29 protein-coding genes and 2 tRNA genes are annotated in these 25860 nt (G+C 47.2%); 19 read left to right on the forward strand and 12 right to left on the reverse strand.

Annotation, left to right across the window (positions count from 1 at the left end):
• Positions 1–12 precede the first annotated feature (12 nt).
• Complete coding sequence (locus L1S32_RS01205; protein ID WP_278155564.1) at positions 13–360, reverse strand: DUF5611 family protein; 348 nt, start codon at positions 358–360, stop codon at positions 13–15.
• A gap of 145 nt (positions 361–505) precedes the next feature.
• On the opposite strand from L1S32_RS01205, the gene L1S32_RS01210 reads away from it, so the two are divergent.
• The 3 genes from L1S32_RS01210 to L1S32_RS01220 all read left to right on the forward strand — a co-directional run bounded on the left by L1S32_RS01210 (position 506) and on the right by L1S32_RS01220 (position 1764).
• Positions 506–1222, forward strand: coding sequence for a proteasome assembly chaperone family protein (locus L1S32_RS01210; protein ID WP_278155565.1), 717 nt, complete (start codon positions 506–508; stop codon positions 1220–1222).
• 5 nt (positions 1223–1227) lie between these two features.
• Positions 1228–1632, forward strand: coding sequence for a DUF473 domain-containing protein (locus L1S32_RS01215; RefSeq protein WP_278155566.1), 405 nt, complete (start codon positions 1228–1230; stop codon positions 1630–1632).
• A 57-nt stretch (positions 1633–1689) separates the two neighbouring features.
• Positions 1690–1764: transfer RNA gene (locus tag L1S32_RS01220), tRNA-Arg, on the forward strand.
• A gap of 521 nt (positions 1765–2285) precedes the next feature.
• Here the strand turns inward: L1S32_RS01220 and metG are convergent.
• Entirely contained in the window at positions 2286–4301 is a 2016-nt protein-coding gene (gene metG, locus L1S32_RS01225) for a methionine--tRNA ligase (RefSeq protein ID WP_278155567.1), read from the reverse strand.
• Between the two features lie 42 nt (positions 4302–4343).
• Between metG and L1S32_RS01230 the strand changes: the two genes are divergently transcribed.
• Positions 4344–5129 carry a hypothetical protein gene (locus tag L1S32_RS01230; RefSeq protein ID WP_278155568.1) on the forward strand — a complete coding sequence of 262 codons (786 nt, stop codon included), beginning with the start codon at positions 4344–4346 and terminating at the stop codon, positions 5127–5129.
• Positions 5130–5140: 11 nt separating this feature from the next.
• Here the strand turns inward: L1S32_RS01230 and L1S32_RS01235 are convergent, their stop codons facing one another.
• The 5 genes from L1S32_RS01235 to L1S32_RS01255 form a co-directional block, all read right to left on the reverse strand.
• Positions 5141–5833: an amino acid ABC transporter permease gene (locus L1S32_RS01235; protein WP_278155569.1), complete on the reverse strand. Its 693-nt coding sequence runs from the start codon at positions 5831–5833 to the stop codon at positions 5141–5143.
• A 4-nt stretch (positions 5834–5837) separates the two neighbouring features.
• Complete coding sequence (locus L1S32_RS01240; RefSeq protein WP_278155570.1) at positions 5838–6593, reverse strand: amino acid ABC transporter ATP-binding protein; 756 nt, start codon at positions 6591–6593, stop codon at positions 5838–5840.
• Position 6594: 1 nt separating this feature from the next.
• Positions 6595–7269, reverse strand: a complete 675-nt coding sequence (locus L1S32_RS01245; protein WP_278155571.1) for an amino acid ABC transporter permease — start codon at positions 7267–7269, stop codon at positions 6595–6597.
• Positions 7270–7405: 136 nt separating this feature from the next.
• Positions 7406–8206, reverse strand: coding sequence for a basic amino acid ABC transporter substrate-binding protein (locus L1S32_RS01250; RefSeq protein WP_278155572.1), 801 nt, complete (start codon positions 8204–8206; stop codon positions 7406–7408).
• Positions 8207–8288: 82 nt separating this feature from the next.
• Positions 8289–9254: a phosphoesterase gene (locus L1S32_RS01255; protein ID WP_278155573.1), complete on the reverse strand. Its 966-nt coding sequence runs from the start codon at positions 9252–9254 to the stop codon at positions 8289–8291.
• Positions 9255–9357: 103 nt separating this feature from the next.
• Between L1S32_RS01255 and L1S32_RS01260 the strand changes: the two genes are divergently transcribed.
• The 3 genes from L1S32_RS01260 (at position 9358) to L1S32_RS01270 (ending at position 10762) form a co-directional block, all read left to right on the forward strand.
• A tRNA-Phe gene (locus L1S32_RS01260) sits at positions 9358–9431 on the forward strand.
• Positions 9432–9616: 185 nt separating this feature from the next.
• Entirely contained in the window at positions 9617–10063 is a 447-nt protein-coding gene (gene msrB / locus L1S32_RS01265; protein WP_347403379.1) for a peptide-methionine (R)-S-oxide reductase MsrB, read from the forward strand.
• A 9-nt stretch (positions 10064–10072) separates the two neighbouring features.
• A complete protein-coding gene (locus L1S32_RS01270) occupies positions 10073–10762 on the forward strand; it encodes a 2,5-diamino-6-(ribosylamino)-4(3H)-pyrimidinone 5'-phosphate reductase (protein WP_278157107.1) in 690 nt (229 codons plus the stop codon).
• 11 nt (positions 10763–10773) lie between these two features.
• On the opposite strand, the gene L1S32_RS01275 is transcribed toward L1S32_RS01270, so the two are convergent.
• Positions 10774–11256 (reverse strand): hypothetical protein, encoded by a 483-nt coding sequence (locus L1S32_RS01275; RefSeq protein ID WP_278155575.1) that lies wholly within the window; start codon positions 11254–11256, stop codon positions 10774–10776.
• Between the two features lie 89 nt (positions 11257–11345).
• Between L1S32_RS01275 and L1S32_RS01280 the strand changes: the two genes are divergently transcribed.
• The 5 genes from L1S32_RS01280 to L1S32_RS01300 all read left to right on the forward strand — a co-directional run bounded on the left by L1S32_RS01280 (position 11346) and on the right by L1S32_RS01300 (position 15884).
• Positions 11346–12089, forward strand: a complete 744-nt coding sequence (locus L1S32_RS01280; protein ID WP_278155576.1) for a hypothetical protein — start codon at positions 11346–11348, stop codon at positions 12087–12089.
• Positions 12090–12160: 71 nt separating this feature from the next.
• Positions 12161–13816, forward strand: coding sequence for a 2-oxoacid:acceptor oxidoreductase subunit alpha (locus L1S32_RS01285; RefSeq protein ID WP_278155577.1), 1656 nt, complete (start codon positions 12161–12163; stop codon positions 13814–13816).
• The gene (locus L1S32_RS01290; RefSeq protein ID WP_278155578.1) at positions 13813–14661 is read left to right on the forward strand and encodes a thiamine pyrophosphate-dependent enzyme; all 849 of its coding nucleotides are present in this window, start codon (positions 13813–13815) and stop codon (positions 14659–14661) included. Before L1S32_RS01285 ends, L1S32_RS01290 begins: the two co-directional genes overlap by 4 nt.
• 64 nt (positions 14662–14725) lie before the next feature.
• Positions 14726–15247 carry a ferritin gene (locus L1S32_RS01295; protein WP_278155579.1) on the forward strand — a complete coding sequence of 174 codons (522 nt, stop codon included), beginning with the start codon at positions 14726–14728 and terminating at the stop codon, positions 15245–15247.
• A 133-nt stretch (positions 15248–15380) separates the two neighbouring features.
• On the forward strand, positions 15381–15884 hold the full coding sequence (locus tag L1S32_RS01300) for an arginine decarboxylase, pyruvoyl-dependent (protein WP_278155580.1): 504 nt from the start codon (positions 15381–15383) through the stop codon (positions 15882–15884).
• Between the two features lie 630 nt (positions 15885–16514).
• Here L1S32_RS01300 and proS read toward each other — a convergent pair.
• From proS to L1S32_RS01315, 3 genes are read right to left on the reverse strand one after another with little or no spacing between them, the layout of a single operon-like run.
• Positions 16515–17948, reverse strand: coding sequence for a proline--tRNA ligase (gene proS, locus L1S32_RS01305; RefSeq protein ID WP_278155581.1), 1434 nt, complete (start codon positions 17946–17948; stop codon positions 16515–16517).
• An 11-nt stretch (positions 17949–17959) separates the two neighbouring features.
• On the reverse strand, positions 17960–18526 hold the full coding sequence (locus tag L1S32_RS01310; protein WP_278155582.1) for a stage II sporulation protein M: 567 nt from the start codon (positions 18524–18526) through the stop codon (positions 17960–17962).
• Positions 18519–19364, reverse strand: a complete 846-nt coding sequence (locus tag L1S32_RS01315; protein ID WP_278155583.1) for a DUF63 family protein — start codon at positions 19362–19364, stop codon at positions 18519–18521. Before L1S32_RS01315 ends, L1S32_RS01310 begins: the two co-directional genes overlap by 8 nt.
• Positions 19365–19377: 13 nt before the next feature.
• Here L1S32_RS01315 and L1S32_RS01320 point away from each other — a divergent pair, with 13 nt between their 5' ends.
• Both L1S32_RS01320 and L1S32_RS01325 read left to right on the forward strand, forming a co-directional pair.
• Positions 19378–20457: an NAD(P)-dependent glycerol-1-phosphate dehydrogenase gene (locus L1S32_RS01320; RefSeq protein WP_278155584.1), complete on the forward strand. Its 1080-nt coding sequence runs from the start codon at positions 19378–19380 to the stop codon at positions 20455–20457.
• A gap of 1 nt (position 20458) precedes the next feature.
• The gene (locus L1S32_RS01325) at positions 20459–20914 is read left to right on the forward strand and encodes a UPF0179 family protein (protein WP_278155585.1); all 456 of its coding nucleotides are present in this window, start codon (positions 20459–20461) and stop codon (positions 20912–20914) included.
• On the opposite strand, the gene L1S32_RS01330 is transcribed toward L1S32_RS01325, so the two are convergent.
• Positions 20915–21799, reverse strand: coding sequence for an ADP-ribosylglycohydrolase family protein (locus L1S32_RS01330; protein ID WP_278157109.1), 885 nt, complete (start codon positions 21797–21799; stop codon positions 20915–20917).
• Positions 21800–21852: 53 nt separating this feature from the next.
• Between L1S32_RS01330 and L1S32_RS01335 the strand changes: the two genes are divergently transcribed.
• Genes L1S32_RS01335 through L1S32_RS01355 form a run of 5 tightly spaced genes read left to right on the forward strand, consistent with a single transcriptional unit; the run spans position 21853 to position 25856 of the window.
• Positions 21853–22119: a UPF0058 family protein gene (locus L1S32_RS01335; RefSeq protein WP_278155586.1), complete on the forward strand. Its 267-nt coding sequence runs from the start codon at positions 21853–21855 to the stop codon at positions 22117–22119.
• Positions 22120–22124: 5 nt separating this feature from the next.
• Positions 22125–23705, forward strand: a complete 1581-nt coding sequence (locus L1S32_RS01340; RefSeq protein WP_278155587.1) for a tRNA uridine(34) 5-carboxymethylaminomethyl modification radical SAM/GNAT enzyme Elp3 — start codon at positions 22125–22127, stop codon at positions 23703–23705.
• Positions 23702–24853 (forward strand): DNA primase small subunit PriS, encoded by a 1152-nt coding sequence (locus tag L1S32_RS01345; protein WP_278155588.1) that lies wholly within the window; start codon positions 23702–23704, stop codon positions 24851–24853. Before L1S32_RS01340 ends, L1S32_RS01345 begins: the two co-directional genes overlap by 4 nt.
• 27 nt (positions 24854–24880) lie before the next feature.
• Positions 24881–25540 (forward strand): hypothetical protein, encoded by a 660-nt coding sequence (locus L1S32_RS01350; RefSeq protein ID WP_278155589.1) that lies wholly within the window; start codon positions 24881–24883, stop codon positions 25538–25540.
• Between the two features lie 37 nt (positions 25541–25577).
• On the forward strand, positions 25578–25856 hold the full coding sequence (locus tag L1S32_RS01355) for a 50S ribosomal protein L44e (RefSeq protein ID WP_278155590.1): 279 nt from the start codon (positions 25578–25580) through the stop codon (positions 25854–25856).
• Positions 25857–25860 lie beyond the last annotated feature (4 nt).

Raw genomic sequence — 25860 nt, forward strand, 5'->3', positions numbered from 1 at the left:
AGGGAATAAAAATTATTCTGCTTTTTTTGCAGCTTTTTCTGCATTCTTTTTCCGTTCTTTTGTGTTATAGCCGGTGACATGCTCCAGATACTGCCGGAATCTTCTGTTTGTATCAAGGACCATTTCATTTGCCTCGTCTTCACTGAGACGATCAAATATCGACATGTCTGAATCCGAATCTACAATCAGGGTTTTTCCTTTCTCACCGGTATATACTTCAAAACGTTTGAATGATCCATACGAGATGAGGTAGTGCCCCTCATTTTCCTCTGCTGTCTCACCAAAGAATTCTGTAAGGCCATCTACCATTCTTGTCGCAAATTCTTTGGTATATCCCCTTTTAATTGGATATTCCTGCATACCAGATGTATTGACGTCAGATATTATGATTGTTGGTCTTGACTCTATAGATAATCAGGCATCTGAAATCTCCTCATACTGAAATCCTTTTTTATACTTGTGCCAACTCATTACCAGTATAGAGGTATCAAGGACTGTGATGGAGATGGATGACATAAGAATTAAATCCCGTGACCCTGAAGGGGAGAACCTCGTTGTATTGCTGGGGTTCCCCGGCAGTGGGCTTGTCGGGAGTATAGCACTTGCCCATATGATCGATGAGTTGAAGTTTGACCATATTGGGAATATCACCAGCAAATATTTTCCGCCGCTTGCAATGATGGTTGACGGGATTGTCAACGCCCCGATGCGGATATTTCAGAAAGACCAGTATATTCTTATCATTTCTGATGTTCCCATTCATCCAATGATCTGTTATGAAGTGGGGAATGGCATCCTGGAATGGCTCTCTGCGTTTCCGGTAAGTAAAGTGGTGGTTGTAGCAGGGATTGTCACAAATGACGTTGAAAAACGGGTTTTCGGGGTTGCAACCGAGAAAACTGGACTTGAAATGATCAGTGACAAAACAGAGATTCTCCCCATGGGAAGCATCACCGGAATTGCAGGGACTGTTCTTACTGAGTGTAAGGTAAACGGCACACTGGCAATCGGACTTATGGGGGAATCGGTGAATGCCCCGGATCCCCGGGCTGCAGCATCCGTAATGACTGTTCTGAATGAACTGTTTGGATTTGGTGTGAGTATTGATCCACTGATTGAACAGGCAACTGAAATTGAGGCATCGTTGCAGCAGATGGCAGAACAGGTTGAACAGGCTGAACAGCAACCGGTGAAGAAAGAACACCTTCCGATGTACGGGTGATGATGATGGATTGTACGCTTAAGTGTATTGCACTCACCGGGATTGGGCCACATGTCATTGAAGAACTGAAGAAAGGGAAGCCACGCACGCTGGAGCTTCAGAGCGCACACAACCTGATCTCTCTAACGGTGGTATCACCTGGCGATGTTGTGTTGCTGACACCGGTAGATCTGGATGACTTTACTGCCGGAGACCGGGGAATTATAGTGCAGGTGATCTCTTTGACGATCAATATGAAACGGCTGGTAGAATACGCGGCTCCCTATCATTATGAAGAACGTGAACGGATGTCTGCGCGGATTCAGGTGCGATATCTGAATGGTGCGATGGCAAAGTCCGTGGAAGGCACCGGATGGGGAGAACCCACCTATGTGGAAGTAATTCGCCCGTCTCATTATCGTGCAGGATGATATCTCATCCATTCATTTTATCATCCATAAAAGCAACCTTATAACGCAGAATCTGTTGGATCTGTGGCTTAGCCAGGATATAGCGCCGGGCTTCTAACCCGGACGTCGGGGGTTCGAATCCCTCCAGGTCCGTTTATTCTTTTATCTTATTTTAGCAGAATCAGACATCGTCCATTATATGGATCCGGGTGATGTTCGGTGCCGCATGTGAAATTGTTTTGGATGGTCGTTTTATCGCAGTGACTGTTGTGTGTATTTCGTGATCATTTTATGATATAGGGTCCATGCAGGCTCCGACCCTTCTGGTGTTTATCATAATGCAGTGCTGGACATTTCTGTATGCTGTACCAGTGAACCCATTGTTCATTCGCTTCTCTTCACGTATATCCTGAAGAGAGGGCTGGCACAGGTGTTCAGTCAACTTTCATGACGACAATGATGTATTGATTTCAAACAACAGCGACCGCGGCGTCAGGCTCTGTAGCTTTGATTGGAATTCACGAAGTTAATTATAACATACGTGTCTGGTCGAAAATATCAGAAGGTCCGGAAACTGAATTGTTTCTTCCCGGGATGCGAGCGACTGGATACTATTTTCCTGAAGAACAGGGTGGCCAGGGAAGGTACTAAAAATGAGTATGTCACAAAAAAAATTAAAGGATTTTTGTGCCGGGCTCTACGTCATCGTTTGGAATCAGGAGTGATGCAGTATCCCCTGCTGCAAGAATCATCCCATCGCTCTCTACGCCAAAGAGTTTTGCTTTCTTCAGGTTTGTCACCACAACAACGGATTTTCCTGCCAGTTCTTCAGGAGTGTAATACTGGGCAATTCCACTGACTATCTGGCGTTCTTCATCTCCAAGGGTTACCTGGATTTTGAGCAGTTTCTTCGACCCCTCAATTTTTTCTGCCGAGAGAATCTTTGCAACCTTTAGTTCAACCCGTGCAAATTCATCTATGCTGATCCGTTCGTCTGTCTGAACTTCTGTATTCTGATTCTCTGTATTTTCTTTCATTTCTGCTTCCTGAATCCTTTTTGTCATAATTTCTTCGAGTGTGTTCAGTGTGTCATCTTCAATTTTTGCAAATAGAATGGACGGTTTTGGAAGATTATTGTGTGCAAATCCTTCTGTTGCTTCTGTGATGGTGTGCGCTGCAACACTGTCGGTATATCCCAGCATCTCCCATGCTTTCTGTGATTCTTCCGGAAGGAGTGAATCAAAGAGCAATGTGCATGCCTTTGCAATCTGCATACAATTAAGGATCACCGATTCTGCTGCCTGACGGTCTTCTTTTATCAGTTTCCATGGTGCATTATTCTGAATATATGAGTTGCCATACCCGGCGAGTGCCATCATCTCATCGATTGCGTTCTTGAACTCATAGCGTTCCATCTCAGTATTGACACTGTCGAGTGTTGTCTGAATTCTCTCACAGATTTCAGCATCCGGTTTTCCTTCAGGAATGCCTCCCAGTTTGTTTGCAGCAAAATGGAGTGTCCGGTACAGGAAATTGCCCAGGGTATCTACCAGTTCGTTGTTGATCCTTTCCTGGAATATCTTCCATGAGAAGTTGAGTTCTTTGGTATGTGATGTATAGGCAAGCAGATAATACCGGAGATAATCTGCAGGAAGCCCCTGATCCAGATAATCATCGTTTGTCCAGATTACATAACCGCGTGACTTGGAGAAGGTCTTGTCATTGATTTTAACCATGCCGCTTGCGACCACTGCATCTGGTGTTGCATACCCTGCACCTTTCAGAATTGCGGGCCAGAAGACACAGTGGTGATATATGATATCCTGTCCGATAAAATGGACGATTGGCTGACTGCCGCGCCAGAATTGTTCCCAATTGCCATTGTTCTCCTTTGCCCATTCTTCGGTGAATGCCATGTATCCGATTGGTGCATCAACCCAGACATAAACAACCAGATCCTCATTGCCGGGAAATTTCACTCCCCAGTTCAGTGTTCGTGTGATGCACCAGTCATGCAGTCCTTCTTTGAGCCACCCGATTGCATAATTCCGTGCATTCGTTGTACCACCCAAATCCGGAAGGTAATCCTGCAGAAATTCGCTGAAATCACCGAGCCTGAAGAAATAATGCTCCTGATCTCTGAGTTCTGCATTTCCTCCGCAGACTTTGCAGACGGGCTCCGTGATCTCACCCGGCTCCAGGTGTTTCCCGCATCCCTGATCGCATTCATCTCCACGCGCATGGGCGCCACAGTGCGGGCAGATTCCTTCTACATACCTGTCCGGGAGAAACATACTGCATTTGGGGCAGTAACTCTGGCTTATTGTTTTTTGATAGACATGCCCATTGTCGATGAGTGACTGTACAATTTTCCGCGTCCGCTGGTGATTTGTGGGATCATCTGTCATGCCAAACCGGTCGAAAAAGACATTCATCCGTTTAAATGTCGAATCAAAGTGGTTATGGTATATCTCTGATATTTCACGGGGGGTCTTGCCGCTTTGGTCAGCGGAGATAACGATGGGAGTCCCATGATTATCTGAACCACAGATAAAGAGAACCTCTTTTCCAGAATGGCGAAGATGGCGGACATAGAAGTCGGCAGGGACATATGTACGCAGGTGCCCGATATGGCAGTGCCCGTTGGTGTACGGAAGTCCGCAGGTTACCAGCAGAGGTGAATCACTCATGCCTAATTTTTTTGCATTTGATGGTATAAATACATAATATCAATGAATAAGCGCAGAAATCTCCCGGTCTGGTCTTTTGGTGGGGAAGAGCCTGATCCGGATGTACCCACTCTTGCAGCCTGGGCAGGCAGGCAAAAAGACGTGGACTGTGATCTCCTGTCATTTAAGATAGAGCGCTCACTGGGGGACCAGAAAGGGATTGATCGCCTGGCCTATGGGGGGATGTTCTACAAAGACAGGGTGTATGATTCTCTTGGAGGTATCCGTTCGGGATTTCTGTGCGAAGAGCCATGGGTGCGCCCTGAATCACTTCGTGCTGATGCTTCGCGCGCAGTTGCATTCTCCCGAAAGGTCTGGGCAGTCCTGCCTTCCCCAGCGCAGCTGAAGATTGAAGACGGGATATTCCATGACCGTGAGGAATATGAGAGTGTTCTCTGCAGTTTGTATGGGCTCATGATGCGTGAGATCCGTGATGCAGGGGTATATGGAACCATTCTTGTTGGTGAACAGTTCTCCACGATTGAGCGTGAAATGCTTCCCGGGAGGCGGGTATTTCTCCACTCTCTTTCAGGGAGTTCCCGGGCAGTCTCAGGTATTCTTGAAGTCCAGAGTTCTCTGTCTCTTCCTGCCCACCGCCTCCCTGTCATTCCGGACTTGCTTGATGAGTATGAGATACGATCATTAAGTGTGATTGATGGAACAGAAAAGGATTTTTCGGGCCTTCTTACTTATTTCGATGCAGATGATCTTACCGCAGGCGGACTTTCGCCCGGTGGTGGGAAAAATTACTGGGAAGGCATATCCTCACACGCCTTTGTTTTGGTGTGAGATTCTGCCTCTCAGAGTATGTCCAGCATATTCCGGCCTGACTGTGTCATTCCCGGAACTGCCACCTTTCTCTCAATGAGCATTACGGCAATTGTTGTAATGGTCACGAGAATCAGGTACCCAATCCCGACAATCATGAATACTTCTGTAAATTCAAAGTATTTTGTTGCGACCATTTTTCCTGCTCCTGTCAGTTCAATAACGGTGAGCATGTAGGCAAGGGATGAATATTTGATGAGATAAATAAATTCATTTGAAAGTCCGGGAATAGCCCGTATGAGTGCCTGAGGGAGAATAATGTGGCGGACTGCCTGCATTCTGGTCATCCCAAGGGCCTGTGCCGCAATAATCTGTCCTTCTTTAACAGAACTGATTGCTCCCCTGATATATTCAGAGTTATAGGCACCATTGCACATAATGAATCCTACAAGGGATGCGACAAATGCTGAAAGAGTAATCCCTATCGAAGGCAATCCGAAGTAAAGGATGAAGAGCATCAGAAGGAGTGGTGTTCCCTTGATGAATGCGACCGCACCCTTGCAGAGAAGGGAAATGGGTTTTGACCCATAGGTCCGACCGATAGCGACAAGAATTCCAAGAATCAGTCCAAAGGGCGCGGTAAGCAGGATCAGTTTAAGCGTGACTACCAACCCTTCCAGCAGAACCGGGAGGAGTATCTGGAATAAAAATTCAGATTGATCCATCGCTTTAATCTCCGTTTATACTGTCAAACTGGCCGATGAAATTCTTGCAACGCTCAAATTTCGAGTCACTCATGAGTTCTTCCGGTGATCCCTGTTCTTTGATTTCACCGTGCTCCATGAACATGATACGGTTTGCGACAGAACATGCAAATCCCATCTCATGGGTTACCACAAGCATCGTCATCCCTGCGAGAGCCAGTTTCTTCATCACTTCAAGGACTTCCCTCGTTAACTCCGGGTCCAGCGCTGAGGTCGGTTCATCAAAGAGGATCACATCAGGGTCCATTGCAAGTGCACGGGCAATTGATACCCGCTGTGCCTGACCTCCGGAGAGTTCTGCCGGGTAGTGCTCTGCCCACTCCTCCATGCCCACCTGTCTGAGTTCTTTGAGTGCTTTTTCTCTGGCCTCTTTTGGTTTCATCCCCTTGACTTTGATGAGAGCGATTTCTACATTTCGCACCGCTGTCAGGTGATCAAAGAGGAAAAAATTCTGGAAGACCATTCCGATTCTCTGCCTGAAATGATTAATTTGTTTGCCTGAATTGGTGACTTCCTCATCTCCAAGCCAAACAGAACCCTGGTCCGGCTGGGTCAGCAGGTTGATGCAGCGCAGAAGAGTACTTTTTCCTGTACCGGATGGACCGATGAAACAGATGGTCTCTCCTTTTGTCACATCAAACGAGACTCCTTTTAGCACCTCAAGTTCTCCAAAGGATTTGTGTATATTTTCAACTCTGAGTATTCTCTCTTTGTTCTCCATATTATGCAGCTCCTGTTCCAAATCCGGGGATTTCTATCTTCTTTTCTATCAGATGTATGACTTTCATTCCTGCATAATTTAGGAGAATGAATATTCCGGCGCAGGTGAGATATATTGGCATGGTTATGTAGGTCTGAGAGACGATCTGTGATGTTCGTGTCATGAGCTCCATAACGCCGATGGCGTAACAGACTGCAGAATCGGTAAGGATATTGGGATACTCATTTGACCACCCCGGAAGTGCAACACGTACGGCCTGTGGAAGTATGACATTTCTGATGCTCTGGAGTTTTGTCATTCCAACAGAACGTGCTGCAATCATCTGCCCCTCACTCACTGACTGTATTGCCCCGCGGAATATCTGTGACTGATAGGCTGCACCTCTCAGCCCCAGTACAGTGGCACCAACGAAGAATGCGGGGATGTCCATCCCGAGTCCTGGAAAAATACCGAAATAGAAGAGGAATAACAAAACAAGGACAGGGAGGCCACGAAAGAACCACACATAAATGCCTATTAAAAAGCGAACCGGACGTTTGCCATATACCTGTCCAACTGCCATTGGCAGACCAAAAACCACACCTAAGAGGAGCGCAGATGCGACAAGACCGAGGGTGGCAAAAATTCCCCCAATGAGGTATGGGAACCATTCTATGATAACTGCTGAGAAATCCATTAACAACACTTGAAATCCCGTTTATCCCGAAACATATCTGTGTTATGCACGTACATAGCACAACATGTATCTACAGGATAGTGTGTGGTAGTATGCAATAGAAGTTGTGGAGTTAGTTTCTCCACCATTTCTTCACTTATTCGGTCATTTCGTACTTTGTTTTCAGCTCTTCCCAGTAGGGATCGGCCATGAGTGCGGTGATGCCCTCATTTATCTGGTTTAAGAGTTCGACGTCATCCTTACGGATGGCCACACCGTACTCTTCGCCGGTGTTAATCTCACCGACAATGACAATTGGCTTCCCGGCAATTGCATCGAGCATGGGGGGTTTGTCATAGATTGCCGCATCTAACCGTTTGTTTTTCAGGTCTTCTGATACCAGTGGGAAATTGTCATAGGTCTTCAGGTTTTCCTTTGGCATGAGGCCTGTGTCGATGAGGTTCTCTTCAACCCAGATCTGTCCGGTGGTGCCGCGCTGTGCACCAATAACAAGTGTACCGGCCTTGAAGTCATCGAGTGTGTATCCTGAGTCTTCATGCACTGCAACGGACTGGTTTACCACCCAGTACGGGATGGAGAAATTGACTTTTTCTTTCCGCTCGTCAGTGATGGTCATTCCGGCGTAGACCATGTCAATCTTGCCGTTCATGAGTGCAGGAATGATACCGTCCCACGCCATTGGCTGAATTTTTACGTCAAAACCCTGCTTTTCTGCAATCCACTTAACGGATTCGACATCAAATCCCTGGGCATTTCCTTCAGAGTCAATGTAACTGTATGGGGGATACTCTCCGTCGATACCAACAATGTACAGGGTTTTTTCCGGTACATCGCTCTGCACTGGTGCAGATGTTGCTTCAGATGAAGTGCAGCCGGCAAATGCGACTGTCACTGCCATGATGAGAACAAGAACCAATCCCAATCCTTTGTGATTCATCAGACCTTTTTTTGCAGAGATATTAATTATATCTTATGAATTGTATCTTCGGGGAGAAAAGGGGGAAATATATCACTATATGTCAGACAGTATCTGCAACCTGAACCAGTTCATCGAAGCATCGTGCTTTTTTCAGGAAAAGAAGTGATACCTTATCTTTCAGAGTTAATGTGAATGTGCCACCTGCTGCAGGGGGATGTCCACCACCGGAAAATTTCCGTGCAATGAGATGGCTGATGGGAACTGCTGAACGTATGGAAAATCTGCCATTTGTCCCATATATCACTTCAATATCGGTGTTATAGAGGGCTCGTATCTCGTGGGCAGTCTCACTCGGGTATCCAAAGAGTGGGGCAAATGCAATTCTGTACCGTGACTCAATTATTTTCATCCGTCTGATGCTCTTTTTTATTGCATCCTGACGTTCTTTTTCAATAGTCCGGTATTCTTCATTAATCCAGGCATCGGTGATAATCCCTTCTGCCAGACGATCGCGGACTGGATTCAGATTGACTCTTTTTGTGCAGATCTGACCCAGCATTTTTGAGCGTGGATCAGCGTTCCTCCAGAGATCATAATCACAGACAACCCGGACGACTTCTTCAGCTGTCTTATCACCAGGCAGAAGATCTCCTGAGCATATCGCCGCTGCGCACCGTGTCGTATCTACGATGCAGGTTGCGCCGGTCTTCTTAACGGAAAGAAGCTCCTCGTCTGTCCATCGATGGTGGTCACGCCAACAGACTTCCCACCCGTTCTTTATGGCTGCTCTCACCATTTTATCTGCATCTTTACAGTAGCCAAGATCGGAGATGCTGAGGAGGTGACCTTTCCCCGGTAGTGCACCGATGTCACGCAGGAATGATGGAAATGAACCGACTGATGACCATATGGTAAATATGGTGCCATATTTCATCCGGTGCACTGCATCACACCCTGCTGCATCAAGATCATTGTGTGAGAGGTGAACAATCTCTGTTTTACGTTCAGAAACTGCTTTCAGCAGATTATCTCTCTTTGAGTTTGAATTTCCCTTTTTCTCCCCCATGATATCGATATAGTTTGGGGGTGGGGGGATAAATATCCTGAGGAGTCTGCTAAGAATCAAATAGAATGATTTATCTCCATGTATGTTCTACACTAATCCTCAAGCCTTAGTAGCTCAGACTGGGAGAGCGCCAGACTGAAGATCTGGTTGTCGCCGGTTCAAATCCGGCCTGAGGCACTTCTTTTATGGTTTATTTTAAATAGACGTCAGTTTATTTCCAGTCCCTTTTTGCCTTTCGTACATTCGGAATACGTTGAAACAAGATTGCCTCACCTGTCAACAATCTATTTCTATTGTAATGGACAGGTATGTGCATGAATCCGGATGGTGTTCTTCAGCTGTTTGATGCCTGTGCAGGTGTGATGTACAGCACCACAATCATACGCCGAACTGACACGGAATGGCGGAAGATACTTTCTCCTGATGTATTCCATGTTGCACGCGAGGCAGGGACTGAAATACCCTTCAGCGGAATGTATGCAGAATGTCATACGGAAGGAGTGTATGTATGTGCCTGTTGCGGGACTCACCTCTTCTTTTCCGGTGATAAATTTGACTCGGGAACGGGGTGGCCAAGTTTTTCCCGTCCTGTCTGGCCTGATAATATCGAACTGCATGAAGATCTGTCTCATGGAATGATGCGTACGGAGGTGCTCTGCCGGAGGTGCAAGGCACACCTTGGGCATGTCTTTGACGATGGCCCCCTGCCGGGCGGGATGCGGTATTGTATGAATTCACTGTCTCTTTCCCTTATTGTCTGTGGAACGCAAAGCTCTGATACCAATATGGCTAAATCCGGGCATGAATAAATGCTACTTATGCGCCCTCATGTGTTTGTCAATCTGGCAATGAGTGCTGATGGAAAACTTTCAACGAAAGAACGCAGGCAGGTCAGAATATCCGGAGACGCTGATTTCAGGCGTGTTGATCAGATAAAGGCACAGTGCGATGCGATTATGGTGGGGATAGGGACAGTACTTGCTGATGACCCTTCGCTTACCGTAAAGGATCCTGCTCTCAGAAAGGGGAGGGTAGATGGCGGCAGGGATGAAAATCCCATCCGTATTGTCATTGACAGCAGGGCAAGAACACCTGTGGATGCGGCAATTCTTTACAAGGGTTCCGGCAGAAGGATCATTGCCGTTTCAGGATCTGCAGATCCTGAAAAAACCGCCCTTCTCTCACAACATGCTGAAATTCAGGTGTGTGGCGGTGAACAGGTGGATCTTTCGTCCTTTCTGGAATATCTCGGGACTCTGGGGATTCAAAGTCTGATGGTTGAGGGTGGCGGTACTCTGATCGGTTCTCTTTTTGCAGAAGGGCTGGTTGATGAATTGTTTACCTGTATTGGAAATATCATCATTGGCGGTGCAGAGGCACCTACTGCTGCAGATGGTGAGGGATTTATTTCTGAATCTGATTTTCCCTCTCTAGTTCTCAAAAGTGCGGTGCGAATTGATGAAGGGATACTTCTGCACTGGATTGTCCAAAAAAAAGATGAGGGCTAAGAATCTTTCTTTTAATTTGTTGTCCTGGTTCTGGAAAGGACATCATCATAAATTTTGTAGCTTGTGCCATCGTAGAACGATACCGTGACCATGACTCTGTCCTCTCCCTTTGTTGCCTCCCCGTCATCCACGGTGAATACCGCCTCTGCATTTACATTGGGTTCAATGTATTTGGTGGTTGTAGCGCCGGTGCCTGATATTACAACTGCCTTTATATCATTGACCTGATTCTGGCCTTTTCCGCCCCTGAATGTGACGGTGATATCACCGGTTATCGGGTCTTTTGAAGTAGCAACGTCTACAAACAGTGTTGTCGGCATGACATCCGTTGGCTGTGGCATGAGGTTAGGTGCCTGCTGAGTTGTTGCAACTGGTGTTTCCACCGGTAAGGATGTGGGTGTTGGTGTCGCCTCACCGGTATCTGAAGTACACCCGGCGATACATACCATTCCGATGACAAGAGCAATCAGAACAATTGATACCTTTTTAATCATAACATCTCATACGGAAAAACTGTATTTAATCTTATCGGGTATCTCCGGTATATGGTGTGGTATGAAAATGCAGTTTCCAGGAGAAGTAAATGAAAAAATCAGTTGCATGGGAGATGAAACTCGCTCTTTTTCTGGTGGCGGCATCAGTAACCATTTATTCAACAAAGATACTATTGCTGCATAATCCGGAAAATACAATCGATTACCTATTTAACTCATTTGGTTTTCTTCCAATCAGTGTTCTTCTGGTGACCGTTGTACTTAATCGCCTGCTGACAATCCGTGCGAATCAGGAAAAAATGCAGAAACTCAATATGGTTATCGGGACGTTCTTTGCTGAAGTGGGGAACCATCTTTTAACGGTCATCTCAGATTATGATGAAGATTCTTCTGTTCTGCGAAATAAGCTCATTATTGGTGATGACTGGGGTGTTGAGCGTTTTCGTGATGCATCTGCATTAATAGATGCCCATCCTTTTTCTGTTAACTGGGAAGAGATTGATCTTGCTGATCTGGACAGATTTCTTATGCAGAAACGGGATTTTCTCCTTCGTTTGCTTGAAAATCCAGTCCTTCTGGAGAATCAAAAATTTACTGAACTTTTGCGGGCCGTATTCCATCTGAATGAGGAGCTTCAGCGGCGTCCGGGTTTTGACTGCCTTCCGGAAAGTGACTGCCGGCATATCGGAGGGGATATTAACCGTGTTTATAAGGAACTTGTCAGTGAGTGGGTGCGGTATATGGCATACCTGAAGGACAGTTACCCCTATATGTTCTCTCTTGCTCTCCGGACAAATCCTTTTGATGAGGAGGCCTCGGCAATTGTACAGTAATGCGTATTTTTGAAATACGCAACTATTATCTATTTTTCCTCTCTATGACACTCTCAGGGAGATGACTGTCAATGGATGAGTGCTCTGTTCTGATTGGTGGAAAGGCAGGGGATGGAATAAACCTTGCAGGCCAGACAATTGCACGCATTTTCACCAGCCTTGGATATTATGCGTATATGTATTATGATTATCCGTCACTTATTCGCGGCGGGCACAATTTTTCGGTAATTCGTGCAAGCACCCATCCGGTTGGTACACATCGTTCAGGGATTGATATTCTTCTGGCGATGGACCCGACAACACTCCGGCGTCATCAGAATGACTGCAAACGGGATGCCCTGATTATTTTTAACTCTGATATTGTGCGATCGGATGCAGGATCCGGGATTCCTCTGAAGACAATTGTTGAGAAGAGGGAAGGATCGTCTGTTATGGAAAATACTGCAATGATTGGCGCCCTGGCATCCGCCATTGGAATGGAATGGGACGATCTTGCATCTGTCATTTCTCATGAGATGCGCAAATCCACCGGGAAAAACCTTGATATTGCCAGGGATGCATTTCAGCTGCAGGTGGATAAGAAAGAGTTACGGTGGATCGGTCAGTCCCCGGGAATTCTTCTCTCCGGAAATGAGGCTGTTTCTCTTGGTTTGCTTTCTGCCGGGCTCAATGGGTATATTGCGTATCCGATGAGTCCTTCAACTGGAATTCTTCATTTCATGGCGGCCGCTTCAGCTGAGACGGGTTTACAGGTTTTTCAGCCGGAAAGTGAAATTGCCGTGATCACCATGGCGGAGGGAATGGCATATGCAGGGGCAAAGGCTGCTGTTGGCACATCCGGGGGTGGCTTCTGTCTGATGACAGAGGCCCTTTCAATGGCAGGCATGGCAGAAATTCCTATTACCATTATCCTTGCACAGAGGAGTGGGCCTTCGACCGGCACCCCTACGTATACTGCCCAGTCGGATCTTCATTTTGCAATTCATGCAGGCCATGGTGAGTTTCCCCGGTTTGTTTTTGCTCCCGGAGATCCCCAACAGGCATTTGAATGGGCTGGTCATGCGTTGTCTTTGTCCTGGCAGTTTCAGGTACCTTCCGTTCTGATGACGGATAAGACTCTGGCAGAGGGGCTGTACACCGTTTCTCCGGAATTATTGCAGGCACATGCGCCTGTTTATGTCCCTGTCCCGGAAAGCGAGGGAGAATATCATCGGTATCGGGATACTGGTGATGGAATTTCTCCATATGCAGTTCCTCCTCTTTTTGGGTCTGTGATCAAAGGAAACAGCAAGTCGCATGATGAGCGTGGCATATCCATTGATGACGGGGAGCATCTCTCATCAATGACCCGGAAGCAGATGAAAAAGGTTCCATTGATGAAAAAGGTGGTTTCCCGGCTGAATCCGGTTCATATTTCGGGTAACGTTGATTCTGATGTCTGCCTGATATCCTGGGGTTCAAATGCCCCGTTATGCCGTGAAGCAGCTCAGATTATGGGAATTAAATCCGTACAGCCGGTTGTGATGCATCCGTTTCCGGAATCAGAGATGGTCGCTGCAACCAGAAATTCGAGCATGACATTCCTTTTGGAGGATAACTATTCCGGACAGATGGCGGATATCTGTGAGGCACATGGAATTCCTGTTGATGTCAGATTGCCACGGTTTGACGGAAGGCCTTTTACGATAGATCAACTGATTGAGGATCTTTGGGGGCTTGCTGAATGACACACGGACTGATCACAGATGCGCAGAATACGTGGTGCCAGGGGTGCGGTAATTTTGCTATTGAGCATGCAATAAAAGATGTCATTCTCCGTCTGGAGGCAGAGGGCACTCCCCGTGAAACGATTGTTCTCGTTGCAGGGATCGGATGCCACGCAAAGATTGCCGATTACCTGAATATCAATTCATTCTATGCTCTTCATGGGCGGGCTGTCTCTTTTGCAACGGGTATCTGTATGGCAAATCCTGATCTGCATGTGATCTGCTGTGTGGGGGATGGTGACACGTATGCGGAGGGCATTGCACATCTCCTGTTTGCGGCAAAAAGGAATGTGAACATGACCGTCCTTGTACATAACAATCGGGTATATGGCCTGACCAAGGGGCAGGTGACGCCAACGTCCCCCATGGAATATCATGGAAAATCAAATCCCTCTGAAAGTGGTGAAATTTCCTTTAATCCACTTGAACTGCTTCTCTCAGCTGGCTGCAGTTTTATTGCCCGGGGATATACCCAGCATCAGGATGAGCTAAAAGAGCTTATTTACGCTGGAATGTCACACTCCGGTTTTTCGTGTATTGATATCCTTCAGATCTGTGCCAGCTTCCTGGATAAAACAGAAGAATATGATGAGCAGGTGTATGTTCCGGCTAATCATGATCCTGAAGATTTCGATGCCGCATGCCGCCTGGTGCGGGAATACATGTATGCCGATTCCGGAAAAATTGCTCTTGGAATAGTATATCGGGTGGGGCGGGAGACATTCCATGTGGGGACTCCTCATCAGCAGCAGGAATATTCCGGTAAAGAGTCATTTGTCAGACGCTTTATTGATGGCCGCCGCTGATGCCATCCATACTTTTTTATAATACGTTCTGATAATGAGCAGTGTTGAGGTAATTGGTGATGGTATGATGAATGAAAAAATGCTTGATGCAATCAATGAACAGATCAAATGGGAACTGTATTCCTCCTATCTTTATCTTTCCATGTCAGCCTGGTATAATTCCATTGGGCTGCGGGGTTTTGCAAACTGGGAGCGAATTCAGGCGATGGAGGAGCGTGATCATGCGCTGAAATTTTATGATTATGTCCTTTCCCGTGGTGGAATTGTTGAACTGCAAGTCATCGATGCGCCTCCTTCTTCGTGGGAATCTCCGGAAAAGGCGTTTGAATTTCAGTATGCACATGAACAGTCGGTCACTGCAAAGATCAATAGTCTTGTTGAGATTGCGCAGGAAGAGCGGGATCATGCAACATATAATATGCTTCAGTGGTTTGTAGACGAACAGGTTGAAGAAGAGGACAACGCACATGCCATTCTTGAACAGCTAAAGGCTGTCAGTGATGAAACGGGAAAAGGTCTGCTCTTTATGATCGATAAGGACCTTGCTGCAAGAGTATATCACCCGCCTGTAGCACCAGCTGAGTGATGCAATATTCTCTTCTCTTTTCATTTTGGGTATTGAAATCACTTATTCATTAAAACTGAACAGTATTTGTTTGGTCCTATGATTGACTTTAAGTGGGCACAAAGCCATACATATATACCTATTTGGTGGTGAAATGAGCGATAGATTTGTACCAAAACGTGTGTTTTTTACCTGTGGTGTCGGCCGGAGTCCGGATGAACTGACGTCCTTTGAGATGGCATTACGGGATGCGTCTATAGAATGCTATAATATAGTTACTGTCAGTTCAATCCTACCTCCAAAATGCAAAATCATTTCAAAAGAAGAGGCACTTCCGGATCTGCACGCAGGAAGTATTGTTTTTACTGTTTTCTCCCGCCTCTCTTCAGATGAACCTCACCGGAGGATCTCGGCCTCTATCGGGGTGGCAATTCCGGAAGATATGGAAAATCACTGGGGATATTTTACTGAGCATCATTCATTTGGTCAGAGTCCTGAGCAGGCAGGAAAATATGCGGAAAAACTTGCAGAGGATATGTTTGGCAGTATCTCTGAGAGTGAACTGAAGCGTACGATGAATGTCACGAAGAGTGCGGTAGTGGGGGATGATGGGCAATGGACATCTGTCATTGCAGCAGCTGTATTTCTGATTGACTGATGCTGTACTGCAAAAATGCATGCATTTATATATCTAATGTATGGGTTGATCCTTAATTTATGTCCATTTTGATGGGTGATGCAAATGATTAAATATTATTGCATATAATCTGTTTCTGTCCTCTTTGGTGGCGGAGATGCGGGTTCACCATCGTCCTTTTTTTCTGTATTTTATGGCAATATCGGGCGTGCATGGTGTTTTTCCCGTGAATTCATACTGTTCCCCGCCAGTGCTGCAATTATTTTTACTCCGCATGATTGGGGCAGCATTTGATTGCGGCCGGATTTTGGTGCGTTGTCCCGGGATTATCTATCCTAATGCTTTCATTCAAATGTCGGTCTGACAGATATTCTCATTTGATTTATGGTGAGGGGTATACTCAGAAATGAATGTGGTCCTGACTATTCTCAGGGCAGGTCAGAATACCTCTCTGTGAAGATCAATGGGATGATGTATTGGTGAAGGTGCAAAGCGGGATAATTTGCGCGCTGACTATGTGCACTATGGTGGATGTGATTTTCGCCCTTCTCAGAATCGCTGAGATCCATGCCGGACTGTTTCTCTCAAAGGACGAGGTCGATTATATGGCATTGTATCTGCCTTTGCAGACTTTTTCCAAAGAAAAGGGGACTAATATGTCCGTGCAATAATTGCCGGACATGCTGGCTTTCCACAGATGATACATCTACCTGCAGTATCGTCGATATATTCGCTCTGAACATCTGTGCCCAGAACGCTGACATCGATCTCTGTTTCCAGTGTAGTGGCACATTCCTCACAGCCGCACCACTGGATAACTGCCACACCATTATTCGCTGCCTCTCGTGCCTCTTCAAGGGAGGAGACTGCAACAATTCTTTCCTGTGCTTTTTGTTCTGCCCGTGTTCTCAGTTGGGTCGTGAATGTCTCCATGATGGTCTGGATTTCAGGGATTAGCCTATCTCGTGCGACCGTCATCTTTTCCCCAAACCGTGTCACCGTCATTACCACACCGTTATCAATATCCCGTGGGCCGACTTCTACCCTGAGCGGCACGCCGCGCATTTCCCAGTGGTAATATTTGGCGCCGGGGCGAAGGCTTCTGTAATCCGTCTTCACCCGGTATCCTGCATCTTTAAGCTCTTTTTCAAGTTTTTCTGCTTCGGTGCGAATCTCTTCCTCACGCTTTTTCATAAAAATCGGGACGATGGCAATCTGCACAGGTGCGACTGCGGGGGGGAGAACCAGTCCCTTGTCATCACCATGGGTGCTGATCAGTGCAGCGATGCAGCGTTCTGAGATTCCGTAGCAGGTCTGATATGCATACTGCTGTTCTCCTTCAGGGTCTTCATATGTTATATCAAATGTTCGTGAGAAATGATCCCCCAGATGATGGACGGTTCCTGCCTGCAGCGTTTTTCCATCAGGCATTATTACGTCGGTAGCGATGGTATAATCCGCTCCGGGGAATTTATCCCATCCTGGGCGGCGTGAGACAATGACTGGCACGCAGAGCTTTTCGTAGAATGCACGATACAGGTCTATTGCATCTTTGACCTGCGATTCAGCTTCTTCCCATGTCGCATGGACGGTATGTGCCTCTTTAAATGATGTGATCTCTCTCAGGCGAATGAGGGGGCGTGTGTGCTTCGTTTCATAGCGGAATGTATTGACTATCTGGTAGAGTTTAATCGGAAGATCTGCATGGGATCTGACCCAGAGGGCATACATGGGATATATGGCTGTCTCTGATGTCGGCCGGAGTGCAAGCGGCACATCAAGTTTACTCGTACCCCCGTGCGTCACCCAGTATACCTCTTCTTCAAATCCCTTGATATGCTCTGCTTCCTTCATAAATTCGTGTTCGGGAATCAGGAGCGGGAAGAGCGTCTCCTCATGGTCTTTGTCAAGTAATTCCCTGAGGATTGCATAGGTTGCTTTTCGTATTGCAAATCCATGGGGGAACCATACATACAGGCCTTTCACAGGATACCTGACATCCATTATTTCTGCCTGCCAGAGAATGTCATTGTACCATTCACTGAATTTTTCTTTTAGCGGGAGTGCGCCTTTATCTTCCTGCATTTCTGATTCACCTAGATAAATAACTGTATGATTTCCGGCGTAATAAACCCCTCTATAATCGCTGCAATTCCAAGAAGAGGGAGGACATAGACGAGAAATCGCTTTCCATTCTGTTCTGCTGCAGAGATTGCATCTCCGGTGCCATGCAGTTCTCTCCATAGCTCTCCACCAAGAAGGAAACCAAACATGCCGGCGAGTACCAGTGCGGGAATCTCAAATATTCCATGCGGGAGTATCCCTGCAAGTATGACGTAGAGGCCCTGTTCCTGGCGGACGTATTCGACTACGATGCCAATAACAAACCCGTTTACAGAAAGAATCAATGCTGTTATAATTCCAAAGGTTGCTCCGCCGATAAAAAGAATGGCTGAGGTTTGCACATTATTTACAAAGATGTTTGCAGCAACGATTGCAGGATTCCCTGATTCAATACTATCAAAGATTTCCTCATTCATCAGGCCAATGAGTTCTGCTCCAACTGATTCGTCCGCATGAACTGCAAATCCTCCGAAAATACCTGTGAGAATGAGGATTCCCACGGTGACGAATGCAGCTGCCCGGTCGCTTCCATCAAACATAGAGTATCATCCTTACCATGTCCCTGATACCTGGTGCCATTCCAACAACGATCATTGCCAGAATGATGAGGTGCCACAACTGGCTGTTTCCTTCTTTTCTGTACATTTCGAGCACATATATTGCAGGGATTATTACCGCCAGTTTCAGGGCAAACATTGAGAAGGCTGTACCGGTGGCTTCTATGAGATGAGATCCGACAACGTGCACTTCAACATAGGTCAGTTCATGGAGATCGATGCCATAACTTGTCGCACTTGCGTCCAGCAGATGGCCAAAAATGAGCAGTTTATACAGAATATTATCGGTAAAAGACCATTTGAGTCCATACCGGAGCAAACCCCAGACTGCTGCTGATGAGACAGTTGCCATCGCCAGTATTGTGACCAGGACATTCAGTGCAATCTGTGTCTCAGTAATACCGTAATATGTCAGTACAGCTGTGGTAATTATACAGGCACATATGCCGCCTGCAGCGTAGCCTTTGGTATAGGATGTGATCAGACCTTTCTTTTCCAGTGTTCTTGAGATTACCAGCATGGTAATGGTAATAAAAAAGACCACAAAAAAAATGACAGGGGTCACAAGAATGACATTCCATGGTCTGGGGATTATCCCGGTATCTTCGACAACACGCAGTAAACCTCCGAGAATGACAAAGGGAATTGTCGATACGATGAATTCCTTATCGATATCGATGCCTGTGTTCTTCAGCCATCGGTAAACGAGATATACTGCAAGAATAAGAATGATGGCATAGGTGAGTGTATCAACAATAGTATAGGGTTCACCATTCAATGTCGGGCCAACGTAATATTTGTATATAAAATCCCAGATCATTTAATGATAGTACATGAGTGCTGACGGTATAAAATTACTCAAAACACCTGTTTTGGATAAGTCTAAATGGATGCAGCTGCCGCGTGATGTAATTATCGGGCATGATACACTTGCGCAGCTGCCGAAGGTCTGTGAGGACCTTCAGGTTTCTGGTTCCGTACTCATTTTCAGTGGGAGGGGGACTATGAACATCGCAGGCAGTCAGGTTCTGTCAATGGTCAGGGAGGTGGCAGAGGCTGAAGTATTCATTGTCGATACCATCACTCCGGAAATCATCGCTGAGGCTGAAGAGGTGGGGAAGGGTGTTGATGTCTTCATCGGCGTTGGTGGTGGCAGGGTAATTGATACCGCAAAAATTGTTTCGTACAACTGTTGCCGTCCGTTTATCAGCGTCCCCACAGCCGCCTCTCATGACGGCATCGCTTCCTCACGTGCGTCAGTGCCGGTAAAAGGGGGGAGCGTGTCGCTTGAGGCAAATCCTCCCTTTGCGCTCATTGCTGATACCGGCATTATCGCCGCAGCACCCCATCGTCTTCTTGCAGCGGGATGCGCAGATGTGATATCCAATTATACTGCCATTCTTGACTGGGAGCTTTCGCACCGTCTCCGTGGCGAGCCCATCTCTGAGTATGCCGTGGCTCTTTCACGCATGACAGCAGAGATCATCAGTAAAAATGCTGAATACATCAAACCTCATGCTGAAGAGAGCGCATGGACCGTCATCAAAGCACTGCTCTCTTCCGGTGTGGCAATGAGTATTGCCGGCTCTTCACGCCCCGCATCGGGAGGAGAACACAAATTCAGTCATGCCCTTGATCAGATCGCTCCGGGAAAAGGTCTTCATGGTGAACAATGTGGTATTGGTTCAATTATCACCATGTACCTTCATGGAGGTGACTGGAGGGGTATTCGTTCCTCTCTCAAAGCGATTGGGGCTCCAACAACGCCAAAGGAGATTGGGATTGATGACCGGACTGCTGCACAGGCGCTTGTCCTTGCTCATAGCATCCGCCCGGAACGGTTTACGATTCTGGATATGGGTATCACCGATGAGGTCGCTGAGCAGCTGATCGCTATGTTATATGAGGAATAAAATGACCGAAAAAGATGAACGCACAAAAATTACACTGATTGGAAAAGCGCTCGCACGGGAGGGTGCTGAATTTGTGTATCGGGGGGAGGTCCATGAATGTGAGGGATGCAGAGTCAGGAAGGTCTGCCACAACCTTCTGCCCAACAGGAGATACCGAATAGTCGGGGTTCGGACAAACACGCTGCATTCCTGCCATGTCCATATGGATGGCGCATACGCTGTGGAGGTTGTGGAGGCTGCAATCCCTGCTGCCGTTTCTGCAGAACGTGCAATTCTTAATTCAACCATCACCTATGAGGCAGGATGCACGCAGGGTGACTGTGTCAATTTTGAACTATGTAATCCTGAAGGCATAGCTCCAGGTGTGGGCTACCGGATAGCTGAGATAGAGAATGTGGGTTTTATTTCATGTGAACTTGGAAAACGTATGAAACGAGTTCTTTTGAGCCCGTTCTGATCATCTTTTTCGCAAGACCCAGAGGGCTCTTGCGAAGGACATTATCTCATTGATTCCTTCTGTTTTCAGAAGCCATTCTTCCGGTAATGCCTCTCTGCCGTATTCTGCCCCTTTCAGTGCGCCGGAAAGAGCTGCTATTGTGTCTGTATCCCCCCCCAGCATGACCGCCTCTCTGACCGCATCCTCAAACGAATCTGTAATGAGTGCGATGGAAAGAGAAGCATGAAGGGTGTCAAGTGCATCCATGGATGGGTTCAGCGGATATTTTTCAGGGGTTGCAATTCGTTTGCGGACCTCTGCGATTTCACAGGTTTCCATAGCCCTGTCGATTGCATGACTAAGATGTTTTCCTCTCACCATGCAGGAAATCACGGTATTAAAGACTGCCGAAGCTTCACAGGCAACCGGATGAAAATGAGTAATTCCGGAGGCTGCCAAACTGATTGATCTGACATCTTCCGGGGGGTAGAATATGCCAATGGGGACACCCCGCATCACACTCCCGTTTGTCCGGCCATGCCCTCCCTCCGTAAAGAGGATTTGTGCAGCTTCCAGTGGAGCGCATCCATTTTTGATCAGGGAAAAAACCCTCCCTGATGTGGGGCCATAGAAGCGCGGGTCGTGAGAATATTCCTCAATTAAAGCTCTTAAAGCATCTATTGCATCAAATGAGCCGCATTTTAAGAGCGATTTTGTAATTGCGAGTGTTTGCTTTGTGTCATCCGTAAAATGGCTGGAAATAACCGGATTAACTCCAAAATAACCCGGTTCGTGGATGGTGTGTTCCGGGGCGTGGCCCCCCTCAAACGGGGCCCCGAATGCATCTCCCAGGGCAAGTCCTGTGAGTGCTCCGATTGCACGTGAAACCTGCGATATAAAGATCACCAATAAACTATATGTTCTCCTGATTAGTAGTAATTCTAAGGATTGGTGATTTGGTGCAAAAAGAGGAACTCCTACATCTTCACATGCTCTTTGTTCATGTGAAAAAGTACTACGAATCAACATATGGCGATGAGGTTTGCACACCCGGGTATGATGGTTTCTCCATCTCCCCGGTGCATATTCATAAAAACAAATCCTGCCATAAGGAGGCAATTCTGACGCTGGGTGATGAGCTTGTATCATACCTGAAGTCCAAAGGTCTCGCTTCGCTTGATTATCAGGAGTATTCGGCCCCTGATGAAGTTATTGCCGGTCACTAGACGGTATGCAGGACAATGATATTTTCCGGGAAATCATTTCCCGGCTCTCTTTTCCAGGAATTACATCGTCAGATGTTCAGAAGGTAAAGATTCAGGTTGCCAAAAAATATGGGCTGTCTGAAATTCCCAAAAATTCTGTCATACTTGCGGCTGCAACAGATGATGAGTTTGAGTCAATGCGTTTAATTCTTCAGGTAAAGCCAACCCGGACGCTTTCCGGTGTGGCACCTGTTGCGGTGATGACGTCTCCCCATCCGTGTCCTCATGGCATATGTCTGCCCTGTCCGGGTGGGCCGGATCATCCGTTTGGATCCCCCCAGAGTTATACCGGAGAAGAGCCTGCGGCACTTCGCGGGTGTCAATATGAATTTGACCCTTATGTGCAGGTTAGGCAGAGGATTCTTCAGTTTGAAGAACTTGGTCACCATATTGACAAAATTGAACTGATTGTGATGGGCGGCACCATGACGGCCCGTGACCCGGCGTATCAGGAATCGTTTATGAGCGCATGCATTCGTGCCATGAATGAGTATGGCGGTGCTGTTTCTCCCGATGACTGCTCTACGTATGAAGAGCTATGCCGCAGGAATGAGACAGCCCGGGCACGCTGTATTGCAGCCACATTCGAAACCCGTCCGGACTGGTGCAAAAAAGATCATATTGACCGCATGCTCTCACTCGGGGTGACAAAGGTTGAACTCGGTGTACAGCAGCTGAAAGATGAAATTCTTGAATTTAACCGCCGTGGCCATGGAATTGCAGATTCTGTCGCTGCTAATGCCCTGCTGCGGGATGCCGGTATCAAGGTGGGTTTTCATGTCATGCCGAATCTTCCTTCGGCAACGATGGATGATGACCGCCGGATGTTTGAAGAGCTCTTTCGTGATCCCTCATTCCGGCCGGATTTTCTGAAGATTTATCCGACACTTGTAACCCCGGGTTCAGAGATTGAGGCGCTGTGGCAGGCTGGAGGATATACGACATATCCGGAGGATGATCTGATTGACCTCATTGCATTTGGTAAATCATGCATTCCGGAATACACTCGTCTCCAGCGTGTTCAGCGCGACATCCCGGCACGGCTCATTGTCTCAGGTTCTCACCACAGCAATTTCCGGCAGCTTGCCCAGAAGAGACTTCACGAAATGGGCGAAAGCTGCCGCTGCATCAGGTGCAGGGAGGCAGGCCGTGCTCCGGTCAATGGAGGGGCTGTGATTGAGACGATGACGTATGAATGCTGCGGCGGGACAGAACATTTCATCTCGGTAACGGCGTCCGATTCACTGATTGGATTTGTCCGCCTGCGGTATCCCGGTAATCCCTGGCGTACAGAACTATCCGGGTGTGCGCTTATTCGTGAACTTCATGTATACGGGTCTCTGGTCCCCTTGGAAAAAACCGGTAATGGATCAGGAGAGTGGCAGCACCGGCAGTATGGTGCGTGCCTTTTGAAAGCTGCAGAAGAATTGGCAGCATCGGACGGGTATCTCTCGGTTGCCGTGATGAGCGGGATTGGAGTCCGGCCGTATTATGCCAGACACGGATATGAACGATCAGGTCCATATATGATTAAGAGGCTTGGATGAATCCTGCCACTCGTGAATATATCCGACAGAAGTTTGCTGACTATTACTCGCATGCTCCGGTATTTGTGCCGCCATCGCTTCGTCAGCGTGAATGGGGATTTATCTCCTTTGATGAAACGTCAAAGGTACAGATGCGGCGGCATATGGCGTTTCAGTCGCGCGAGGAGCTGGCATCGTATGTTCGTGTGACTGTTCCCCGTCATATGTATTTTTCTACCGCGTACTATGAGCTTCCGTCAGCACCCACGATGAATGACAAAATCTGGGCCGGTGCAGATCTGATCTTTGATCTGGATGCAGATCACATTGTTCAGAAAGTGTCATACGATACTATGCTTTCACGGGTGAAAGATGAGACCCTGAAACTGGTAGATATGCTCACGGATGAACTTGGATTTTCAAAGCGCAGTATGTCACTCGTCTTTTCGGGCGGGCGTGGATATCACATTCATATCCGTGATCTTGAGATCCGGGAATGGGGCAGCTCCCAGCGGCGGGAACTGGTGGATTACGTATGTGGTATTGGTATTGACCCTGCGTTTATGCTCACCTCTCATGAAGGAAGGGGTGGCGGATGGCCGGCACGATATCGTGGTTCGCTGCGCGAAGAGCTGCAGTGCATCCGTGACATGGGAATGGGGGACGGGGTGAAATATCTCTCTTCCCTGCGTGGTGTGGGTGAAGGGTCTGCACGTTCCCTTTATGCGGAAATTGATGCGGTGATTGCATCGGTCGATGATCTCTCATCGCAGGTATTTTTGATGAAAAATAATGCGTTTCGTGCACTCATCGGGGACGATTATGATCCGCTGAAACGCCGGATCCTGTCAAAGGCTGCCCTGACTGATGAACCGGTTACGACAGACGTGAAGCGGCTGATCCGTGCACCACGTTCACTTCATGGCGGTTCGGGCTTTCGTGTCACTGAACTGGCTTCGGTGGCGGACCTTGAGAGTTTTGATCCGCTCGTTGACGCAGTCGTTGATTTTGGCGGCAATATGGTCTCTGTGGAATGTCCGTTTTCTCTCACAATGCCTATGATGGGTCAGGTGCATACTATTGAGAAAGGGGTCAACCGGGTTCCGGATGAAATGGCTGTTTTTCTTTGCTGCAGGGGCATTGGAGAAATAACGGCTCCGGATTCCTGATCGGTCGAATGGAGTGGGCTGATATTTATGGAGCTTGAAGATCTGCGGATAGTGGTTCTGGATGAACGTGAAAGCGGAAAACTCACGCCGATATCCCGGGATATTTTTGAAAAAGGGCAGGCACGGTTACGGGAACTCTACTCCGAGGCCCAGTCTATCGACAATTTTCTTACTGATCGTGGCTCCGATCTCATGAATGAGATCGACAGTCTCACCGTAACTCTGAATGACATTTCACGTGAACGGTTTAAAAAAATCCTGAAGATGGCCATAAACCAGATGGATACGCATTATGTTGATGCCCAGGAGCTTCGGAAGATGATTCCTGAAGAGCGGGAGATGTATGACGATATTCATGCAGCAATTGCAGCGTGCAGACATTCACTTATCGATGGTGCATTTGCTGAGAGAACTAAAGCCGTTCAGACAGTATCTTCATCCATCTCTGTGGAGACCGTGGCAGAATCGTGTCCGGATGGGGAATTCGCCCCTGTTGAAGCAGAATTTCCTGAGGCTGCCTGTGTGGGGTATGACCTTGTTCATGTCCTTGATGATATCGAACCTTTTATGGGGACTGACGGAAGAATATATAGTCTTATTAAAGATGACCTGGTGTCGCTTCCTCTCAGGAATGCACAGGTACTTTATGAACGCAACATAGCCTTAAATATTAAGGTAAGCAAATAATATTGGGATTCAATATCCACATAAAGGGGCTTATTCCATGAAAATGCCAACGAAATTTAATACCTACTGTCCTTATTGCAGGAAACATGAGATCCATGAGGTCGAAAAGGTGAAGCGCGGGAAAGATATGCATCTTCATTGGATCGACCGGCAGAAAGAGCGCCGCGGTAAAGTCGGGAACAGGGGTAAGTTCTCAAAAGTTCCTGGTGGCGACAAGCCAACGAAGAGGATCAACGTAAGGTACCGGTGCACAACGTGCGGCAAGGCACATCTGCGTCGTGGTGTAAAGGCTGGAAAATTTGAACTCACGGAGTGATTAG

The sequence above is a fragment of the Methanogenium sp. S4BF genome, from assembly GCF_029633965.1.
Classification (GTDB): domain Archaea; phylum Halobacteriota; class Methanomicrobia; order Methanomicrobiales; family Methanomicrobiaceae; genus Methanogenium.

Excerpts from the sequence above, each read along its gene's own strand:
- L1S32_RS01205 (WP_278155564.1), bottom strand. The coding sequence starts at position 360 with ATGCAGGAATATCCAATTAAAAGGGGATATACCAAAGAATTTGCGACA.
- L1S32_RS01210 (WP_278155565.1), top strand. The coding sequence starts at position 506 with ATGGATGACATAAGAATTAAATCCCGTGACCCTGAAGGGGAGAACCTC.
- L1S32_RS01215 (WP_278155566.1), top strand. The coding sequence starts at position 1,228 with ATGGATTGTACGCTTAAGTGTATTGCACTCACCGGGATTGGGCCACAT.
- metG (WP_278155567.1), bottom strand. The coding sequence starts at position 4,301 with ATGAGTGATTCACCTCTGCTGGTAACCTGCGGACTTCCGTACACCAAC.
- L1S32_RS01230 (WP_278155568.1), top strand. The coding sequence starts at position 4,344 with ATGAATAAGCGCAGAAATCTCCCGGTCTGGTCTTTTGGTGGGGAAGAG.
- L1S32_RS01235 (WP_278155569.1), bottom strand. The coding sequence starts at position 5,833 with ATGGATCAATCTGAATTTTTATTCCAGATACTCCTCCCGGTTCTGCTG.
- L1S32_RS01240 (WP_278155570.1), bottom strand. The coding sequence starts at position 6,593 with ATGGAGAACAAAGAGAGAATACTCAGAGTTGAAAATATACACAAATCC.
- L1S32_RS01245 (WP_278155571.1), bottom strand. The coding sequence starts at position 7,269 with ATGGATTTCTCAGCAGTTATCATAGAATGGTTCCCATACCTCATTGGG.
- L1S32_RS01250 (WP_278155572.1), bottom strand. The coding sequence starts at position 8,206 with ATGAATCACAAAGGATTGGGATTGGTTCTTGTTCTCATCATGGCAGTG.
- L1S32_RS01255 (WP_278155573.1), bottom strand. The coding sequence starts at position 9,254 with ATGGGGGAGAAAAAGGGAAATTCAAACTCAAAGAGAGATAATCTGCTG.
- msrB (WP_347403379.1), top strand. The coding sequence starts at position 9,617 with ATGTACAGCACCACAATCATACGCCGAACTGACACGGAATGGCGGAAG.
- L1S32_RS01270 (WP_278157107.1), top strand. The coding sequence starts at position 10,073 with ATGCGCCCTCATGTGTTTGTCAATCTGGCAATGAGTGCTGATGGAAAA.
- L1S32_RS01275 (WP_278155575.1), bottom strand. The coding sequence starts at position 11,256 with ATGATTAAAAAGGTATCAATTGTTCTGATTGCTCTTGTCATCGGAATG.
- L1S32_RS01280 (WP_278155576.1), top strand. The coding sequence starts at position 11,346 with ATGAAAAAATCAGTTGCATGGGAGATGAAACTCGCTCTTTTTCTGGTG.
- L1S32_RS01285 (WP_278155577.1), top strand. The coding sequence starts at position 12,161 with ATGGATGAGTGCTCTGTTCTGATTGGTGGAAAGGCAGGGGATGGAATA.
- L1S32_RS01290 (WP_278155578.1), top strand. The coding sequence starts at position 13,813 with ATGACACACGGACTGATCACAGATGCGCAGAATACGTGGTGCCAGGGG.
- L1S32_RS01295 (WP_278155579.1), top strand. The coding sequence starts at position 14,726 with ATGATGAATGAAAAAATGCTTGATGCAATCAATGAACAGATCAAATGG.
- L1S32_RS01300 (WP_278155580.1), top strand. The coding sequence starts at position 15,381 with ATGAGCGATAGATTTGTACCAAAACGTGTGTTTTTTACCTGTGGTGTC.
- proS (WP_278155581.1), bottom strand. The coding sequence starts at position 17,948 with ATGCAGGAAGATAAAGGCGCACTCCCGCTAAAAGAAAAATTCAGTGAA.
- L1S32_RS01310 (WP_278155582.1), bottom strand. The coding sequence starts at position 18,526 with ATGTTTGATGGAAGCGACCGGGCAGCTGCATTCGTCACCGTGGGAATC.
- L1S32_RS01315 (WP_278155583.1), bottom strand. The coding sequence starts at position 19,364 with ATGATCTGGGATTTTATATACAAATATTACGTTGGCCCGACATTGAAT.
- L1S32_RS01320 (WP_278155584.1), top strand. The coding sequence starts at position 19,378 with ATGAGTGCTGACGGTATAAAATTACTCAAAACACCTGTTTTGGATAAG.
- L1S32_RS01325 (WP_278155585.1), top strand. The coding sequence starts at position 20,459 with ATGACCGAAAAAGATGAACGCACAAAAATTACACTGATTGGAAAAGCG.
- L1S32_RS01340 (WP_278155587.1), top strand. The coding sequence starts at position 22,125 with ATGCAGGACAATGATATTTTCCGGGAAATCATTTCCCGGCTCTCTTTT.
- L1S32_RS01345 (WP_278155588.1), top strand. The coding sequence starts at position 23,702 with ATGAATCCTGCCACTCGTGAATATATCCGACAGAAGTTTGCTGACTAT.
- L1S32_RS01350 (WP_278155589.1), top strand. The coding sequence starts at position 24,881 with ATGGAGCTTGAAGATCTGCGGATAGTGGTTCTGGATGAACGTGAAAGC.
- L1S32_RS01355 (WP_278155590.1), top strand. The coding sequence starts at position 25,578 with ATGAAAATGCCAACGAAATTTAATACCTACTGTCCTTATTGCAGGAAA.